The following is a 15,782-nucleotide window of genomic DNA, read 5'->3' as shown; positions in this document are numbered from 1 at the left end:
TGTAAGATGGTTTCATCGGATAACGAACAGGACTTTTACCAAATGGAGGGACGACAAAGCCATGATCATCCTTGATAAAGTATCCAAAGTGTTTCAATTGGAAGCGGGCAGTTACACCGCATTGAAGGAAAACAGCATGTGCATTCGGAAAGGGGAATTCATCGCCATCATGGGGCCGAGCGGTTCCGGCAAAAGCACGCTGCTGCAGCTGCTCGGGGGTCTTGACCTTCCCAGCTCCGGCTCCATCACCGTCGATGGCGTTGAACTGAACAAGCTGAACGAACTCGAACGAACGATATTTCGCCGAACGAGAGTGGGATTCGTCTTCCAAAACTATCAGCTGCTTCCCATGATGACGGTAGCGGAAAATGTGTCTCTTTCGTTGGCTGCCAACAAGACGCCGAAGGCCGAGATGAAGACGAAAGTGCAGCGCTTGCTGCAGGACGTGAACCTGGCCGACAAAGAACATCATTTTCCGGCTCAATTAAGCGGCGGACAGCAGCAGCGGGTGGCAATCGCCAGAGCGCTTGCGATGAAGCCGAAGCTCATTTTGGCGGATGAGCCGACAGGCAATCTCGATCAGAAAAACGGCAAGGACGTCCTGCAGCTATTATCGCGGTTGAACAAGGAGGAGCAAATCACCATCGTGATGGTCACCCATGACCGGCAAGCAGCAGAAAAAGCCGATCGGATCATCATGATCCAGGACGGCGAAGTGGTGCAGGAGAGATTGGAAGGAGTGGAGCTGCGTTGAATTTGCAAACGGCTTGGCGCAATCTCATGCGCCGGAAGCTCCGGACGTTGCTGACGATCATCTCGATCGTGATCGGGGTCAGCGCAACGTTTGGGGTCATTGCTTCTGTCGACACCGCAAAGAGGACGTTTCCCCTCTATCTGAAGGCAGCGTTCGGCAAAGCGGATTATACCGTTTCCGGCACGGCGGAATATTTTCCCGAGACGGTCCATGACGAAATCGGGAAGCTGCAACATATCGCTTCCGTTGCGGTGGTAAAACAACCTGCGACATTGCATTGGGAACAAGAAGGGGTAGCATCCATCCAGAAACGAGTGGAAATAAGCGGCTACAGCAATTTGGATACACCGGTTACCGCGTTTCAGGTGGTCGAAGGAAATCTGTCATCGGGCGGCGCCATCATCACGGATCGAACGGCTTCTGTCTGGAAAACGGGTGTGGGCGACACCATCACGTTCGACACGGTGAACGGCAAAAAGCAAATTCAAATCGCTGCAATCGTCAAGTATACGGCAGAGTTGATGGGGCCATCCAGCTGGAGCATGGCCAAATATCATCCGTGGGCGGTTGCCGTTCCCCTGCACAAGGCACAGGAGTGGTTTGATTTGCCCGGGAAAATTCAAAACGTGCAAATCAAGACGCTCCCTCAAGCAGATTCCCACGTGTTACAGGAGCGGTTGAACGAACTGGCGAAACGGTACGGCAATATTTATACACAGCCGGTCGTGATCCAGTTTGATTCCACATCCAATGAGATGAACACGTTCTTCATGGCGTTGTATATCGCGGGATTTTTGGGGATTGCGCTAAGCGCCATCGTCATTTTCAACTCGCTTTATGTCAGCATCAAGGAACGCAAGAATGAATTTGCCACGCTCAAGACGATCGGCTATACGCCTGCACAGCTGCAGGGACTTGTCTTGTCCGAGGTCATGCTGCTTGCCGTCATCGGCACCGCCGTGGGGTTGGTGTTTGGATTCGGCCTTGCCTACCTGCTGAAAGCGGTTGTCTATATGATCTTCAGCATCCATGACGATGGCGGCATGCTGCTTGGCAAAGGGATTGCCATTTCCGCCACTTCCGGTATTTTGGTGCCGATCATCGCCGCCTTGTACCCGATCCGCCAAGCCGGGAAAGTCAGCGTGATCCAGGCATTGAAAGAAACCGCTGCCGTTTCGGCTTCCCAGAAAAAGTGGCAACCGATTCTTGGTGCGCTTCTGATCCTGTCGGCATTTTTCATCAAGCATCTGCTTCTGGTCGTGCCGTTATCGGTCGGCATCGTGCTGCTGTATCCCTCTTTGTTCAAGCGATTCGTTTTTGTGGTGAGACCGGTCTATACGCTGCTGTTTGGCTTTAGCGGTACGCTGGCTGTCAGCAACCTGCACCGGAACCTGGGCCGCACGGCGATGACCTCTGTCATTCTTTGTCTGGGAATTGCCATGATCGTCCTGATGAGTTCATTGAACTCTGCATTCGTGCAGACGTATGAAAAGCTCATTTACGCGTCCTACGGCGGCAATCTGGACGTCATGTTCCATCATTCGGAGAAAACGGATTTGGAGCAGTTGAAGCAGATCGAAGGAGTGGCCGATGCGGAAATGTACAGCATGCACTCCGTGATCTGGACATTGAATGGGCAAAAGCGCAACCTCCCCGTATTTGCGGTAGATGCGGCGCGGATCGACCGTTTTCCTTTGTTCTCGACTTCCGGCAGCACCCGCAGTCAACTGATCGGCAGCCTGGGAAACGGCGATCTCATTTTGGATCAGGTTGCATACAGCGTATGGGGCGGCAAAATTGGCGACAGCATCACGCTCGACACGCTGCAAGGAGCCAAGTCGTTCAAGGTGGTCGCCGTTGTGGAGACGATGAAGAACGGTGGCTATGGCGCGTTTATGACAAAAACTTTGTTTAAAGACAGCTTCGGGCTTACCTATGAAAAAAATGCGCTCGTGCTCAAAAAAGAAGGCACCGATCCGATGCAGTTGAGGGAAAAGATATTTGACCGATTCGGGGTTCGCATCATGAAAATGTTCGGACCGGAGGATCAAGTATCGGTCGTTAGCTCCATGCTGACGGGTTCGTTTTCGGTCATCAACTTCCTTGTCGTATTGTCGATCATCATTTCAGGTGTCGGCATTACCAATACTCTTCTCTTAAATATTATGGAGCGAATTCGTGAGCTTGGGATGATGCGGGCGGTCGGGGTTACGCGGCGACAGGTGATCCACATGGTCATTTTGGAAGGATTCGGCATCGGGCTTGCCGCTACCGTGATCGGCTGCGCATTCGGCATCCTGCTGATCTATCTGACATCTTCTTTCTTTGCAATCAACGCGTTAACCTATCAATTTGGCGTACCGTGGAGCATCATCCTGTTGATCGCCTTGTTTGGTCTGTTGGTCAGCCTGATATCCAGTTTCACGCCGGCATCCAAGGCCGCAAAAACCCATTTGAGTGAGGCGCTTCGCTATGAGTAGACGATTTCTGATTTTGCTCGTGATAGCCATGCTGCTGCTGTCAGCTTGCAGTACGATTTCATCCTGGGACAAGGAGGAAGAAACGTTTGTCAGCGATCGAATCATGGCCGACAACGTCCATGCGGAATGGACGCTTGCTCAGGACGCAGCAGCCGGACACCACAAGACGTCGATTCGCCTTGCGATCAAAAAGACGGATGGCACGCCGATTGTAAATTTTGATCAAACGCACGAAAAACTGCTGCACCTCATCGTGGTCAGCAAAGATTTATCGTATTTCAATCACATTCATCCCGAGTTGAAAGGGAACGGTGTTTTTGAAATAGCCAATGATTTTCCGGCCGGCGGCGAGTACAGGGTCATTGCTGATTTCAAGCCGACAGACGGGGATGCGATGTCCAAGATGGAATGGGTTCGCGTCGACGGCGCCCCTGCTGCACCGGTTCCGCTTGTTCCTGACACAAGCCTGGAAAAAACAATCGACGGCAATCAGGTGACACTGCAAAGCAGCGCCTGGGAGGCACAAAAAGAGGTAACCTTGACGTTTTCCTTTCAGGATGAAAAAACCAAAAAACCGATTGCCGATCTGGAGCCTTATTTGGGGGCGATCGGGCATGTCGTCATTTTATCGGAAGACGGACAAAACTATGTGCACGCACACGCGGAAGAAGATCAGGGTTCCGGACCGAAAGCCCGGTTTGAAGCGGAATTCCCCAAGAAAGGGATCTACAAGATCTGGGGGCAATTTCAGCGAAACCACCATGTTTTTACGACATCCTACGTGGTGAATGTGCAATAATCATGAAAATAGCTTCCCTATGTGCAAACAGCCCGGCTGTTTCCTGTGGGGAGCTTTTTTTTATCCCATCTGCCTTTTTGCGTGCGGCGCGCAATCTTTTGCGTGGCGATGGCGATCGTTTGCGCGATGCATGGCTTCCCGCCGCGATAAGATAATTGCAGGACACACAGAATCCTTTTGGTCAATCAAACCGATAAAGGGGTTTTTCATATGAGAGAGTTGCGTCAGTTTTTACCGTACGTGAACAAACAAAAGAAGCTGTATTTATTGGGGTTTATCGGCAGCTTATTCCGCTTTCTGATCCCGCTGTCTGTGCCGCTGGTCATCAAGTATCTGTTCGATGAGCTGCTTCGCAACGAAGCGTTTTCCCGCACGGACAAGGTAGAGCATCTTTTGTATATTGCGGCTTTCATGGTTGCGGTATTTTTTGTGGTTCGCGCACCGATGGAATATGTCAGGCAGTATTTCTTGAACAAGGCAAACAACAATATCATCATGCAGCTGCGCAAGGATGCGTTTCGTAAAGTGCATTCCCTCGATACGAAATATTTTGCCGAGCATAAAAGCGGGGAAATCGGGACCCGGTTTTTCGATGATATTGAAAAAATAAGAGGGTATATGACGGCCGTTTTTTCGAACGTCTGGATCGAAATCATCGTGCTGCTGTTTGTCATCGGTGTCATGCTTACCTTGCATCAAGCGTTGACGCTGCTCGCTGTTTTGCTTGTGGCGGTCCAATTTTCGTTAGCCCACTTTCTCGCCAAAAAGCTGAAAAAAACCACGCGCCATATGATGAGCTATCGTTCCGTATTAAGCGGTTTTGTGTTTGAAAAAATTCAGGGAGCGTTGCTCTCGAAATTATTTTCAGCGGAAAAAAGGGATAAAGAGCAGCTCGATCAGCATTTGAAACAGTACGAACGGATCACGGATCGACAGGCCGGAATCAATGCCTTTTCATTGGCTGCGGTTAACGTTCTAAGCGATGTAACCCCTTTTCTTGTCGTGCTGGTCGGGAGCTTGTTTGTGATCGACGGGAATTTGACCCTCGGCAGTCTCATCGCCTTTTTTGCCTACGTCGACAGGATGCGTGGCCCTGTTGCAGCTCTCGTGCAAGCGTTCCCCGCCATCACGGAAGGAAGCGTCGCGCTTCATCGGGTATTCGAATTCTTATCGACGCCTGTCACGATCGTGGAAACCGAGCGGCCGAAAAAACTGGACACGTTTTCGGAATCGATCACATTCGATGACGTTTCTTTTTCCTATGATGATCAAAATCAGGTGATCAAAGGCATGTCATTTACCATTGAAAAAGGAAAGACCTATGCTTTTGTAGGGGAGAGCGGGGGAGGCAAAAGCACGGTCTTGCAGTTGTTGACCCGCATGTACGATGTGAGCCGAGGGGAGATTCTCATCGACGGTGTGAATATCAAAGACTACTCGCTGGCGAGTTTGCGGAATCTGATGGGAATTGTGACACAGGACAACTTTTTGTACAGCTCGTCGGTCAAAGACAACATCAGGATGGCGAAGCTGGACGCAACGGATGAAGAGATCATTGCCGCCGCAAAGAAAGCTTTCGCGCATGACTTCATCCAGGCGCTGCCGGACGGCTATGATACGGAGGTTGGGGAACGAGGGGTGAAATTATCCGGGGGACAAAAGCAGCGGATCGCGCTTGCCCGCGTCTTTTTGAAAGATCCGGCACTGATTTTGCTGGACGAAGCAACGAGCGCACTGGATAACGAAAGCGAAGAACTGGTCCAACGCTCCATTCAACAAATCGGCCGCGCGAAAACGATTGTGATGATTGCCCACCGATTGTCCACGGTCTTGCATGCGGATACGATTTTTGTCATCAAAAATGGAAGGATTATCGAAAGCGGGGACCACCAGACGCTGATGGAGGCGAATGGTTATTACAAGGAGCTGTATGCGAAGCAAATGGCCGGCGGGCAAGAACATAAGAGTCCACAGGAGAAGTACGCTGTATCCGTTTCGTTTTAATGGCAGGATCAGTGAAATGAGCGAGGCTGCAAGAATGTGTTTGCAGCCTCGCTTCCTTTTTCTCTGTCCCCCTTCGACTCGCGCGGGGGAATCATTTTTGCCGCGTGAAGGTTCGATCAGGTGATAGAGGCAGCCGCAGCTCAGCGCAATGTCATGCAAAAATAAGGATGATAAGAAGCAGGAACAAAGCCCAAGCGCTCGGCCAAGCGTGATGAGCCGATGTTTTCGCGCCTGCATGCCCACAGCGGTTGATAGCCATTGGCCAGACAATAGGAAACCAATGCGGATGCGGCATAGACGGAGTAGCCTTTTTTTCTGAATGCCGCCGTTGTTTCGACCCCCAGCTCCAATTGGTCATCCACAATGTACGAGGCAAACGACGCGCTGACGATCTGATCGTCGTACAGCAGGGCAAAGCCGATCCCGTTTTCAAGAAAGTCCTCTGCCGAATTCCAGAAATGTTCAGGTACAACCGTGCTTTGGACTTCATGAATTTTCCGGTACAGGTCTTGATCGATTTTTGTAACGGTAAACGAAGCGGGGACCTGGATATCATGCAGGCAGGACGGAGAGGCGTAAGCATAATTGATCCGTTGGGTTTGCAGACAAAACGCATCGTTTTCCTGGCCCTGCTGCTGGCCGTCGACCTCGCGCATCTTTGATCCGAACAAAGCCGTGAGTTTCTGCTCCCATTGCTCCGGGTGCGTCAGCAAATATTTTGCCGGGAACGCGACCGCTGGATGTTTCAAGAACCGCGTCAGCTGGTGATTGAAGGCGTCATTTTCATGGTTGCCGCATAAAAGTGCCATCCCATATTTATGCACGATCAAGCTGACAGACGGATTGAGGGCGTCATCGACAAAAACATGCCCGTCTACCTTGTTTTCGATAACAACGCGGGCAAACAGGTTGTTGAAGGGAACGCTCCTTACCAGTGGAGCTGCCTTGGCATATTCCTGCGGGTGTAGTTGAATCATGGTACTTTCTCCTTCCGATGAGCTTTTTACTATGCTGATTATAAATAGCTGGAACAATCCGGTACAATTCGGATTATCACGCTCTGTACTGGTACAAAAACTCGTACAAATACTCGTCGCATGTTCTTTCGCGGTGGTAAAATGGTCACGGGGAAAGCGGCAATGAGGGGGAGAGGATGAAAAGAAAGTTCGAGGAGATCATCGATTACATCGAGGATTTGCAGGCGCAAAATCAGTTGAAGCAAGGCGAGCGTTTACCATCCATACGTGCAATAGCGGAGCAATTCGCCTGCACAAAAACAACGGTGATCCGCGCATACAAGGAACTGGAGTCCAAGCACAAAATCTACGCGGTCCCCAAAGGCGGTTATTATGTTCTTGCGAAAACGAATGCCGCGAGTAGCAGCCAGGGGGCGATTGATTTTACGGAGGTCATGCCCGATACGGCATTGCTGCCCTACCGGGAGTTTACCCATTGCATGAACCGTGCGGTAGCGCAGTATAAAGATCACTTGTTTACATACTGTGATCCACAAGGACTGTTGTCCTTGCGAAAAGCGTTGATCGATCATTTCGCAGATCAGCAAATATTTGCTTCTGAGGAAACCATTTATATTACCTCTGGTTCTCAACAAGCATTGAGCATTTTGGCAAAGATGCCTTTTCCGAATGGGAAGCGAACGATTCTGGTGGAACAACCGACCTATAGCCTGATTCAGAAAACGGCAGAACTGCACGGAGAAAAGACGATCGGGATTGCGCGCGATTTCGACGGCATCCCTTTCGATGAATTGGAGAGAATTTTCAAAAACGAAGACGTCAAGTTTTTTTACACCATGCCGCGGTTCCATAATCCGCTCGGGACGAGCCTTTCTGAAAAAGACAAAAGAAGAATGGTTGCCTTGGCGGAAAAATACGATGTCTATATTGTGGAAGATGACTATCTGGTCGATTTGGACCGTCATACCAACGTGCTTCCGGCGCATTTTTATGACGTATCAGGCAAGGTCATTTATGTGAAAAGCTTTTCAAAGGCGTTCATGCCTGGCATTCGATTAGGTGCAGTGGTGATGAACAAAGCGTTACAAGCGGAATTTCTCATGCACAAAAAATGCGCGGATCTCAATACAAGCGTGCTGGCGCAAGGGGCGCTGGAGCTTTTTATCAATAGCGGGATGTACAAGAAACAGATTCGGAAGGCACGGCTTGAATATGGGAAGAAGATGGCCTGTCTGCGTGAGTGTGTCACGCACCGAAAAACGAGTGGGATTGAATTTATCGTCCCGGATATGGGCTTTTTTGTATGGATTCGATTGAATGAAAAAATAGATCGAACAAAGTTGATCCGCCGGCTGAAAGAGAGAAACGTCCTCATCGCATCGCCGGAGAAAAATTATATCGGTCAGGCTCGGGATGAAAATAGCTTTGGCATCTGTATCGCCAAGCTATCAACAGAGCAAATACGGGCAGGGATCTCGATGATCTGCGAGGAAGCAGAGGTGCTGGAGTAAGGGGAATCCGTCCGAATCAAGGAAAAATCTCCAGGAAAATTCCTGGAGGTTTTGCTTTGGAGTGCTAGATTGCGCGGGTTATGAGCATTATGTAGAAGAGCACCTGTTCAAGCCAGATGCTCTTGAAACGATTAGTGGCAGCCGCATTTTCTATGTGTGCGGCGGCGGCAATGGCACGTGCAGGTGCAGCGATTACGTGTGCGGCGGCGTTTTTGCGTTTTCACCAGAATGCACTCACCGCGTTTTAAGGTAATGACATGACAAGTTTTGCTCATGAAGGATACCTCCTTTTCAACCGGATGCTATATTTCTACGCAAAGAGAGCAACGTCTGCTTGGACGAATTATGTGGTGAAAATACCACATTATCAAACTCGCGACACGCGGAAGCCTCAACAGTAAACGTCCTTGATCCGAAACGATCGAGGACGTTTTTGATTTATAACGGCTCACTTGAAAATGACCGTCCCGTGTGCCATCCGGTTTGAATTCCGCGCTGCCGGTTTTGTCGAATTTTTTCTCAAGCAAGGCAAACTTCGCAATGCTTACAGCTGCTGCCGTTTCCGACTCCGCTGCCTGTGCAAATCCGCCAAATGCGCCCAGTAGCATGGCGCATAGCAGCATGCATAATGCTGTTTTTGTCATTTCCCGTTTCATTTGTACACACGCTCCCTGATGAATCAATTTCGAATGGTATCACTATAACGGCGTGGGATTCCCGGGAACAAGGGAATCTCTTCCTTGCCGATCCGGGAAGTTTTTCAGGAACGTTGGTTCATGCGAAAGAAGCCGAGCCGCCCCCAAGGAGCGCTCGGCATGTTCCGTGATCCTGGCCAAACACGTGGTAACGAGTTCGATTTGGCGATTTTGGAATGAGGATGATCAGCACAAACTCCACGAATGCGTGGCGTTTTTTATTTGCATGCCGTTCTTATGATTGCGTATAATACGGGAACAAACGTTCTTGTTTTACGGAGGCGAAGTCACAGCGATGTTTACCAAAAGTGAAGTGAATGAACAGCTGCTTGAATGGCTTGCCTGGCGGTTGACGATGAAGTCACTCCGACAGGATGCCGGTGTGATGGAGACGGCTTCTCACCTAAAACTGGGGATCGGCTATGGACTGGTGCTTCGTCAGCTGTCAGAAACAGCGGCTGCGCGAGAGAAAGCGGCTTTTACCGCGATGCAGACAAGCGGCATAACCGTGCTCGGAGTTAAGGAGGACCGGGGGGAGACTTTTGTCTGGTGGAAGCAGAAGGGACGTCCGGACATGTATCGAATCGCAGATCAGCTGCTCCAGCCCGCTGCGCAAATGAAACTCGGCGAGCTGATTGAAAGGCTGTAAATGGCCTTTAGGGAGGTGTGCGTTTTAGGAAAGGAGGGAATGCGTTGGAACGCAGCCATTGTCTTCAGTTCTTTGGCACGCTGATGGGAAATGTCCAGCTGCACACTCAACTGCTGGGCATCGATGTCATGGAGTTCATTCAGCCGGATGCGATTTGACCGCAGGGCGGCTCGCTCGGTTGCGGATAGATCAAGTTTTGGCGTTTTTTTCGCTGTTTTCATCGCGTTCACCTTTGCAATCGATTTTGGTTTGCATGCTCGGGAATCAACCTATCCCAAAAAAGCGCTTGAATATTCCACGACGCCGGAAACGCGATCAAGCGCATTTTCGTTCAGCTCAACTGCCATAAATACTTCATCTGGGATTTCGAACGGCGCTTTAATTCCCCAAAACGAAGCAGGCTTGAAGCCGAATTTGGGATAATAGCGGGGATGTCCCAAAACAATGACAGAATCGTAGCCAAGTTCTTTTGCTTTTTGCAGGGCATGACGGATCAACAGCTTTCCGACACCTTGGTTTTGGTAATCCGGTGCGACGGAAACCGGAGCGAGCGCAAGCGATGGGGCAACCTGTTCGCCATTGCGGATACCGATCTTCGATAAAAGGAGATGCCCCACGATTTCTTCTTTTTCCGTATCGATGGCTACAAGCGATAATTCAGGAAGGAAAGCAGCGGATCTTCTGATTCGGGCTACCAACTCATGCTCGTTTTTATCGCTGATTTCGACCGCAGCGAATGCGCTTTTTACGACGCCCTCGGTCTGTTTATAATCTTCTGCCCGCTCTTCTCGGATCGAGATATGCATCGATCAGTCACCTCCACCTTTCAGTTACCCATTCAGTGTACAGCTTGGCAGCTGGAAAAAACAGTGGTTTCGTGAAGGGTAATTGAAGCGAAATGGGGCATTTTATACCAGAACGAACGAGAGAAATGAGGTGCTTTTTTTGCAAAAAGAGGATGCGGTATGGGCAGCATTGGAGGAAGTGATCGATCCTGAAATCGGGGTAAACATCGTCGATCTGGGGCTTGTCTATGAGATAGATGTCGATGACAACGGGCGGGCAAACATTGAAATGACGTTGACCATTCCCGAGTGTCCCTTGGCTGACGATATCGTCAAACATGTCAAAGAGGCGGTCACCGCCGTTTCGGGGATCACCGAGGCGAATGTCTCGCTTGTTTGGGAACCGAAATGGAGTCCCGCGCGAATGAATGACCGGGCCCGCGAAGAAATCAGGGCGCGTCAAAGTATCACATAGGGGCAGCTGCGTGTAACGGTTTATTGCAAATGAAGCGCCGTGGAGTCGGTGCGGACGGAATAAAGAGCGCCCTCCGGCGAAAATGGCGGAGGAGGGCGAAAGATCCGCGACAGGGCTTCGTTCAGCAGTTCTTTGACTCGGTTCATCCAATGGCAAACGTACAGATACGATTATATAAAAAATCAGCGGTCGTCCAAGACTTTCGTTCACAGTCCCAGTCCTCCGCTGGTTTATTTTTAGGGCCAGTCTATCCTTATATTTTCTGCGGGAATGAACTTCATTGCTCCAGTCTCGGTCGAGTCGGATAACAGTCGGGCGTTTGCACGTCGGACACCTCTGACAGCTTCATCAAATAATAGCATTCCTCCCGCGACATATGGTCAGCCATGAGGGGAGACAAAACGCCTAATAATTCATTCTGCAGCCGCATTTCTGTCAATTCATGCAAAAAAACCTGGAACAGCTGGATTTCCATTTCGGCCTGGCGGTTGAAGCGATTGAGTGCGGGGAAATCTTTGGCATTGGTGCGCAAGTATCCAGCCAGCTCGATCGCCTTCAGATAAAAGTGTTCAAATTGTTTCGTGAAGCGACTGCTTGTTTGCTGGCTATCATGTTCTACCATATCGAGGAGCGATGCGATGGTGGCAGCGTGTCCGGCAGCGTCCGACAGCCAAAGCAAATGATGATGGACGGCATGAAACGAGGGAACCCCGCCAGTGGACAAGTTATAGCTCAAGATGCGCTGATATTCTTCCAATTCGTTCACCATATGGTTGAGGAAGGTCGGAGACAAGCTGATGGCGATCTTTCCGACCAGGTGCCGTTCGAGCAGGTGCAGCTTGAAATCGCGCAAGCAGCGAGTCAGTTCGCTCGCCTGCAGTGTAAGCGAATGAAGCTCGTCATCGGAAAGGTTTGTGCGCGCGTACGCGAGCAGGCTGTCAAAGGAGCCGATGAAATTGCTCGCCTGCTCGATCTCTGTCTGTTCAACCGGCGCCAGCGATTGATGGATAAACCGGGCATGATCCCCGAGGATTTGCAACCAGAAACGGTGTTCAAACAACAAATCGTTTCTTGCGTCATGGTTCAACGTCATTCCCTCCCTTATTACAATCCAACCTATGTGCAAGAGCCCATAAGTGTGTAAGAGAGAGCCTGCGACTGTGCTTATTTCAAAACATCCAAGGCTTTTCTAAGCTTCTTTGCGAATTTAACGGGCTCGCTCACCGATTCCAAGTGGATGTACATCAGACGCGGATCATCAAACAGCCAGTGGTTGTGGATTGCGGTCACTTTCAGTTTCTGCTTGCGAGCAGCATCGACAAAACGCTGGACTTCTTTTTGAAGAACGGTGATTTCTGCCGTGTTTAACGATTTTCCATCACACCCTAGCGACTGGAAAACGATCTCGTGTTCGGTATCGTACTTTTTGCCCAAAATTTTTGCGTTCAGGTTTCGTTTCACCATGACGGTGCACGAATCATCTGACATGCCTGTACCGCCCAAAATGCCAGCCAGTTTCTTGCATAAGTCTTTTGGAATTTTCACTTTTGTTTCCCCCCTTCGAGTTTGCATGATACAAACTATGTCGAGGAAGAAAAAATGTACTAGTTTCATAGCTGAGAGGGCAAATACAGAAAGCTTTGATAACGGCGTTCCCTAGCGAATTTCTTTTCTGGTGGGTTACTTTTCCCTTTTTTCAAGTTTTTGCTATGATAAGGATTATCGTAATCGTTTGAATCATGCTTAAAGGAGTTGGAACATGAACGATATCAGGTCAACACTCATCCGGAATCTGCATCGCATTGAAGGGGAGCATTACGAGCTTCGTGATGGGGAAACGCAGCAGCAGTTCATAACGCTGATGCTGCAGCACATTGGCGCCCCTGATCCAGCGCTGCGCGACAAGCTTATTTATCCGACATTCCATGAGTGGATTACGAGGGAAAAGCTTACGGAAAGCGAGCTGCGCGGCCTATTGAATACGCTGATTAGCGAGAGCCATTTGTTTTACCAGATTGGCAGCGATGGAGACCAATCTGTGTACACCCGAACATTCTCTGCTTTGCAGATCGCGTTGATTGTACGTCGTCATAGGCTGAACCCTTTTTTGAACCGTACTGAATTCGTGCAGCTGAAAGATTCGCTCATTCGTTATTGCAAAGAGGAGAAAGACCTGCGTGGGTATGTTGCCGTGGAAGGGTGGGCGCACAGTGCCGCGCATATTGCGGATGTTTTGGCAGAGTTGGTGCAGTGCCATGAAAGCGATGCTACGGTGCAGCTTGAGGTTCTGACCGCCATTCAAGGGATCCTGCAAAACGGGAAACAAACCCTTGGTGAAGAGGAGGATGAACGGATTGCTAGCATTGTGGATGTAATACTGGAGAAAGAATTGCTACCGTCCCAGACAATTGCAGACTGGATCGACGGCTTGGTGCAATGCGGCAGCTGGCCGAAAAGCCGTGCTCAAGCCATTGCCCGAGTAAATGGGAAAAATATGTTGCGGAGTCTTTATTTCCGTAGAGAGCGGCAAGGACGCGCACAAGACCTTTCCGCTGTTATACAAGCTGCTGAGGCTGCTTTAAACAGATTTGCAATACGGTAAACATAAAGAGGACACGTTTAGGGGCGCGCAAAACGAAAGAGGCGGAAATCCGCCTCCTGTTCCAATCGTTCCAGCCACTCACAGCGTAAAGCTGGTGACCAGTTTTTGCAAATCTTGCGCCATCGTTGTCAAGGAGGCAGAGGCTGCGGAAATTTCTTGCAGGGAGGCCGATTGCTCGTCGGCAGAGGATGACACCTGCTGGTTTCCGGCAGCATTTTGCTCAGCTGCAGCGGCGATGGCCGAGATCGACGCAGCGACGTCTGCCGTTCCGCTTGAAATTTGCGCGGAAGAGGTGGACACCTCATGGATTTGTTCCGCGATGGTGATGACGTAGTCCTGTATTTGCTTGAATAATTCTCCGGATCGCTGCGCGACTTCCAACCCAACCGCAACTTCCTTGGTTCCGGCGCTCATCGATTTCACCGCCGATTGCGTTTCTGCCTGAATGGCGGCAATCAGCTCGGCAATCTGACCAGCGGAACCGGCTGATTGCTCTGCGAGCTTCCTCACTTCATCAGCGACGACAGCGAATCCTTTCCCGTGCTCTCCCGCTCGGGCTGCCTCAATCGCAGCATTTAGCGCCAACAAATTCGTCTGGGAAGAGATTTGCTTGATGAAATCGACAAATTGGCCGATTTCCACCGAGCGGTGCTGCAATCCTTGCACAACATTTGCCAGATGAAGCATCGTATCGTTCATCCGGTTCATTTGGGTGGTCGTGATCTGGATCGCTTCATTTCCTTCGTCGGCTTTTTCCGCTGCCTGTGCGGCGGTGGATGAAACCGTTTTGGCATTGGCAGCGATTTGCTCGATGCCTGCAGACATTTGCTCCATCGTGGCGACACAGTTCTGGATTTCGCCGACCTGCTTTTCTGCCCGAAACGCTACGCCCTGGATCGATTCGGTTATCATCTGTGTCGCTTTGCTTGTCGTTTCCGTGCTTTCCGCCAGCTCATCCGACGAACTCGCCAAAATCATTGCCTGCTCCCGCACCTTCTGCAAGATACCGCGCAGCGACTCGCTCATTGCGTTGAAATGCTCGGCCAACTGGCCAATCTCGTCTTTGGAGGAGACAGCGATGTGAACGGTTAAATCGCCTTGCTTAATTTTTTTGGATGCGGTCACAAGCGTATGTATGGGCTTTACGATGGAAGCGATGACGGCATAGTTGGCTCCGAAACCGACCAGCAAAGCAAGCGCGACGACAATGCTGGTCGTAATCAAAATGGAATCCGCCGAATGGGCCAGCTCCTGATCATAGATGGTTCCCGCCAGCTTGAGGCCGGTCAATTTATTGGTGACGAACGACATCCACATTTTTTGCCCCTGGTCCATATAGGAAAACGTGCCTGTATCCTGTTTGTACAGTTGGTTCACCCAGTCACCGGCAACCGGTGTCCCGAATTTTTCCGTCGGGTGGATCACCAGCTTTTGATGCTGATCGAGAATGGCGACGTAGCCGGAGCTGCCGATTTTTTGCTCGTCGGCGACTTTCGCGAACGCATTTATATCAAGCTCGATGGCAAAGACAGCCGAATCATCGCTGACCGTACGGGCGATCGCGATGACTTGTACACCGGTGATCGGGTCGAGGTAAGGGGCTGTGATGATTGTTTTTCCGGCAGCGTTCATCGCCTGCTCATACCACGGGCTTTTTTTCACTTCGTAGCCGCTTGGCAGGTTGCGGTCGGGAGACAGAATGGCGGTTTCCTCATTCGCCGCAATCAGCAGAAGTGCCTCCGGATGAAGGATATTGTATTTATTGAATTCTTCACGGTGCAAAAACTGCTCATTTTTTTCAAATGAACTTTCCGATAACGTCGCAGATAAATAGCCGACATCGTTCACTTTTGGCGAAATCATCTGATCGATATACTTGCTGAGTGACCGAACATTTTGATCTGCGGTTTGCATCATCTGCTGACCGACTTCCGCCTTGGCATTGATAAACGAGAATACGCCGATCGTCAGGCACGGAAGCAGCAACAACAACGATGTAAAAAGGATCAGTTTCCACTTCAAAGGCAAGCCAAGCTGTTTTTTCATTTCTC

14 protein-coding genes are annotated in these 15,782 nt (G+C 50.3%); 8 read left to right on the top strand and 6 right to left on the bottom strand.

Going from position 1 to position 15,782, the window contains the following annotated elements:
* Positions 1 to 61 precede the first annotated feature (61 nt).
* The 4 genes from ACTID9_RS23760 to ACTID9_RS23745 all read left to right on the top strand — a co-directional run bounded on the left by ACTID9_RS23760 (position 62) and on the right by ACTID9_RS23745 (position 6,037).
* On the top strand, positions 62 to 754 hold the full coding sequence (locus ACTID9_RS23760; protein WP_441067340.1) for an ABC transporter ATP-binding protein: 693 nt from the start codon (positions 62 to 64) through the stop codon (positions 752 to 754).
* A complete protein-coding gene (locus tag ACTID9_RS23755) occupies positions 751 to 3,234 on the top strand; it encodes an FtsX-like permease family protein (RefSeq protein ID WP_441067338.1) in 2,484 nt (827 codons plus the stop codon). Before ACTID9_RS23760 ends, ACTID9_RS23755 begins: the two co-directional genes overlap by 4 nt.
* Positions 3,227 to 4,033 carry a hypothetical protein gene (locus ACTID9_RS23750; RefSeq protein ID WP_441067336.1) on the top strand — a complete coding sequence of 269 codons (807 nt, stop codon included), beginning with the start codon at positions 3,227 to 3,229 and terminating at the stop codon, positions 4,031 to 4,033. The genes ACTID9_RS23755 and ACTID9_RS23750 overlap by 8 nt, the downstream gene beginning before the upstream one ends.
* Before the next feature lie 210 nt (positions 4,034 to 4,243).
* Entirely contained in the window at positions 4,244 to 6,037 is a 1,794-nt protein-coding gene (locus ACTID9_RS23745; RefSeq protein WP_441067334.1) for an ABC transporter ATP-binding protein, read from the top strand.
* Positions 6,038 to 6,177: 140 nt separating this feature from the next.
* Here ACTID9_RS23745 and ACTID9_RS23740 read toward each other — a convergent pair whose 3' ends face one another.
* Complete coding sequence (locus tag ACTID9_RS23740) at positions 6,178 to 7,014, bottom strand: GNAT family N-acetyltransferase (protein ID WP_441067332.1); 837 nt, start codon at positions 7,012 to 7,014, stop codon at positions 6,178 to 6,180.
* A gap of 176 nt (positions 7,015 to 7,190) precedes the next feature.
* On the opposite strand from ACTID9_RS23740, the gene ACTID9_RS23735 reads away from it, so the two are divergent.
* The gene (locus ACTID9_RS23735; protein ID WP_441067330.1) at positions 7,191 to 8,525 is read left to right on the top strand and encodes a PLP-dependent aminotransferase family protein; all 1,335 of its coding nucleotides are present in this window, start codon (positions 7,191 to 7,193) and stop codon (positions 8,523 to 8,525) included.
* A gap of 302 nt (positions 8,526 to 8,827) precedes the next feature.
* On the opposite strand, the gene ACTID9_RS23730 is transcribed toward ACTID9_RS23735, so the two are convergent.
* A complete protein-coding gene (locus ACTID9_RS23730) occupies positions 8,828 to 9,181 on the bottom strand; it encodes a hypothetical protein (RefSeq protein WP_441067328.1) in 354 nt (117 codons plus the stop codon).
* Between the two features lie 334 nt (positions 9,182 to 9,515).
* Here ACTID9_RS23730 and ACTID9_RS23725 point away from each other — a divergent pair, with 334 nt between their 5' ends.
* Positions 9,516 to 9,869: a hypothetical protein gene (locus ACTID9_RS23725; RefSeq protein WP_441067326.1), complete on the top strand. Its 354-nt coding sequence runs from the start codon at positions 9,516 to 9,518 to the stop codon at positions 9,867 to 9,869.
* A gap of 269 nt (positions 9,870 to 10,138) precedes the next feature.
* On the opposite strand, the gene ACTID9_RS23720 is transcribed toward ACTID9_RS23725, so the two are convergent.
* Positions 10,139 to 10,675, bottom strand: coding sequence for a GNAT family N-acetyltransferase (locus ACTID9_RS23720; RefSeq protein ID WP_441067324.1), 537 nt, complete (start codon positions 10,673 to 10,675; stop codon positions 10,139 to 10,141).
* A 139-nt stretch (positions 10,676 to 10,814) separates the two neighbouring features.
* On the opposite strand from ACTID9_RS23720, the gene ACTID9_RS23715 reads away from it, so the two are divergent.
* Positions 10,815 to 11,129 (top strand): metal-sulfur cluster assembly factor, encoded by a 315-nt coding sequence (locus ACTID9_RS23715; protein WP_441067323.1) that lies wholly within the window; start codon positions 10,815 to 10,817, stop codon positions 11,127 to 11,129.
* A 277-nt stretch (positions 11,130 to 11,406) separates the two neighbouring features.
* Here ACTID9_RS23715 and ACTID9_RS23710 read toward each other — a convergent pair whose 3' ends face one another.
* Together ACTID9_RS23710 and ACTID9_RS23705 are read right to left on the bottom strand one after the other, a co-directional pair.
* Complete coding sequence (locus ACTID9_RS23710; protein WP_441067321.1) at positions 11,407 to 12,216, bottom strand: DUF2935 domain-containing protein; 810 nt, start codon at positions 12,214 to 12,216, stop codon at positions 11,407 to 11,409.
* 77 nt (positions 12,217 to 12,293) lie between these two features.
* The gene (locus ACTID9_RS23705) at positions 12,294 to 12,674 is read right to left on the bottom strand and encodes a DUF1259 domain-containing protein (RefSeq protein ID WP_441067320.1); all 381 of its coding nucleotides are present in this window, start codon (positions 12,672 to 12,674) and stop codon (positions 12,294 to 12,296) included.
* Positions 12,675 to 12,888: 214 nt separating this feature from the next.
* Here ACTID9_RS23705 and ACTID9_RS23700 point away from each other — a divergent pair, with 214 nt between their 5' ends.
* Positions 12,889 to 13,731, top strand: coding sequence for a DUF2785 domain-containing protein (locus ACTID9_RS23700; protein WP_441067318.1), 843 nt, complete (start codon positions 12,889 to 12,891; stop codon positions 13,729 to 13,731).
* A gap of 78 nt (positions 13,732 to 13,809) precedes the next feature.
* On the opposite strand, the gene ACTID9_RS23695 is transcribed toward ACTID9_RS23700, so the two are convergent.
* On the bottom strand, positions 13,810 to 15,777 hold the full coding sequence (locus tag ACTID9_RS23695; RefSeq protein ID WP_441067316.1) for a methyl-accepting chemotaxis protein: 1,968 nt from the start codon (positions 15,775 to 15,777) through the stop codon (positions 13,810 to 13,812).
* Positions 15,778 to 15,782: the final 5 nt, after the last annotated feature.

The organism is Brevibacillus fluminis (assembly GCF_052072235.1).
Taxonomy (GTDB): domain Bacteria; phylum Bacillota; class Bacilli; order Brevibacillales; family Brevibacillaceae; genus Brevibacillus_D; species Brevibacillus_D fluminis_A.
The sequence above is the reverse complement of the archived record's forward strand: the minus strand, read 5'-3'. Positions and strand labels throughout refer to the sequence as shown.

Coding starts and splice junctions, on each gene's coding strand:
- ACTID9_RS23745 (WP_441067334.1), top strand. CDS start 4,244: ATGAGAGAGTTGCGTCAGTTTTTACCGTACGTGAACAAACAAAAGAAG.
- ACTID9_RS23700 (WP_441067318.1), top strand. CDS start 12,889: ATGAACGATATCAGGTCAACACTCATCCGGAATCTGCATCGCATTGAA.
- ACTID9_RS23720 (WP_441067324.1), bottom strand. CDS start 10,675: ATGCATATCTCGATCCGAGAAGAGCGGGCAGAAGATTATAAACAGACC.
- ACTID9_RS23730 (WP_441067328.1), bottom strand. CDS start 9,181: ATGAAACGGGAAATGACAAAAACAGCATTATGCATGCTGCTATGCGCC.
- ACTID9_RS23760 (WP_441067340.1), top strand. CDS start 62: ATGATCATCCTTGATAAAGTATCCAAAGTGTTTCAATTGGAAGCGGGC.
- ACTID9_RS23735 (WP_441067330.1), top strand. CDS start 7,191: ATGAAAAGAAAGTTCGAGGAGATCATCGATTACATCGAGGATTTGCAG.
- ACTID9_RS23695 (WP_441067316.1), bottom strand. CDS start 15,777: ATGAAAAAACAGCTTGGCTTGCCTTTGAAGTGGAAACTGATCCTTTTT.
- ACTID9_RS23750 (WP_441067336.1), top strand. CDS start 3,227: ATGAGTAGACGATTTCTGATTTTGCTCGTGATAGCCATGCTGCTGCTG.
- ACTID9_RS23740 (WP_441067332.1), bottom strand. CDS start 7,014: ATGATTCAACTACACCCGCAGGAATATGCCAAGGCAGCTCCACTGGTA.
- ACTID9_RS23725 (WP_441067326.1), top strand. CDS start 9,516: ATGTTTACCAAAAGTGAAGTGAATGAACAGCTGCTTGAATGGCTTGCC.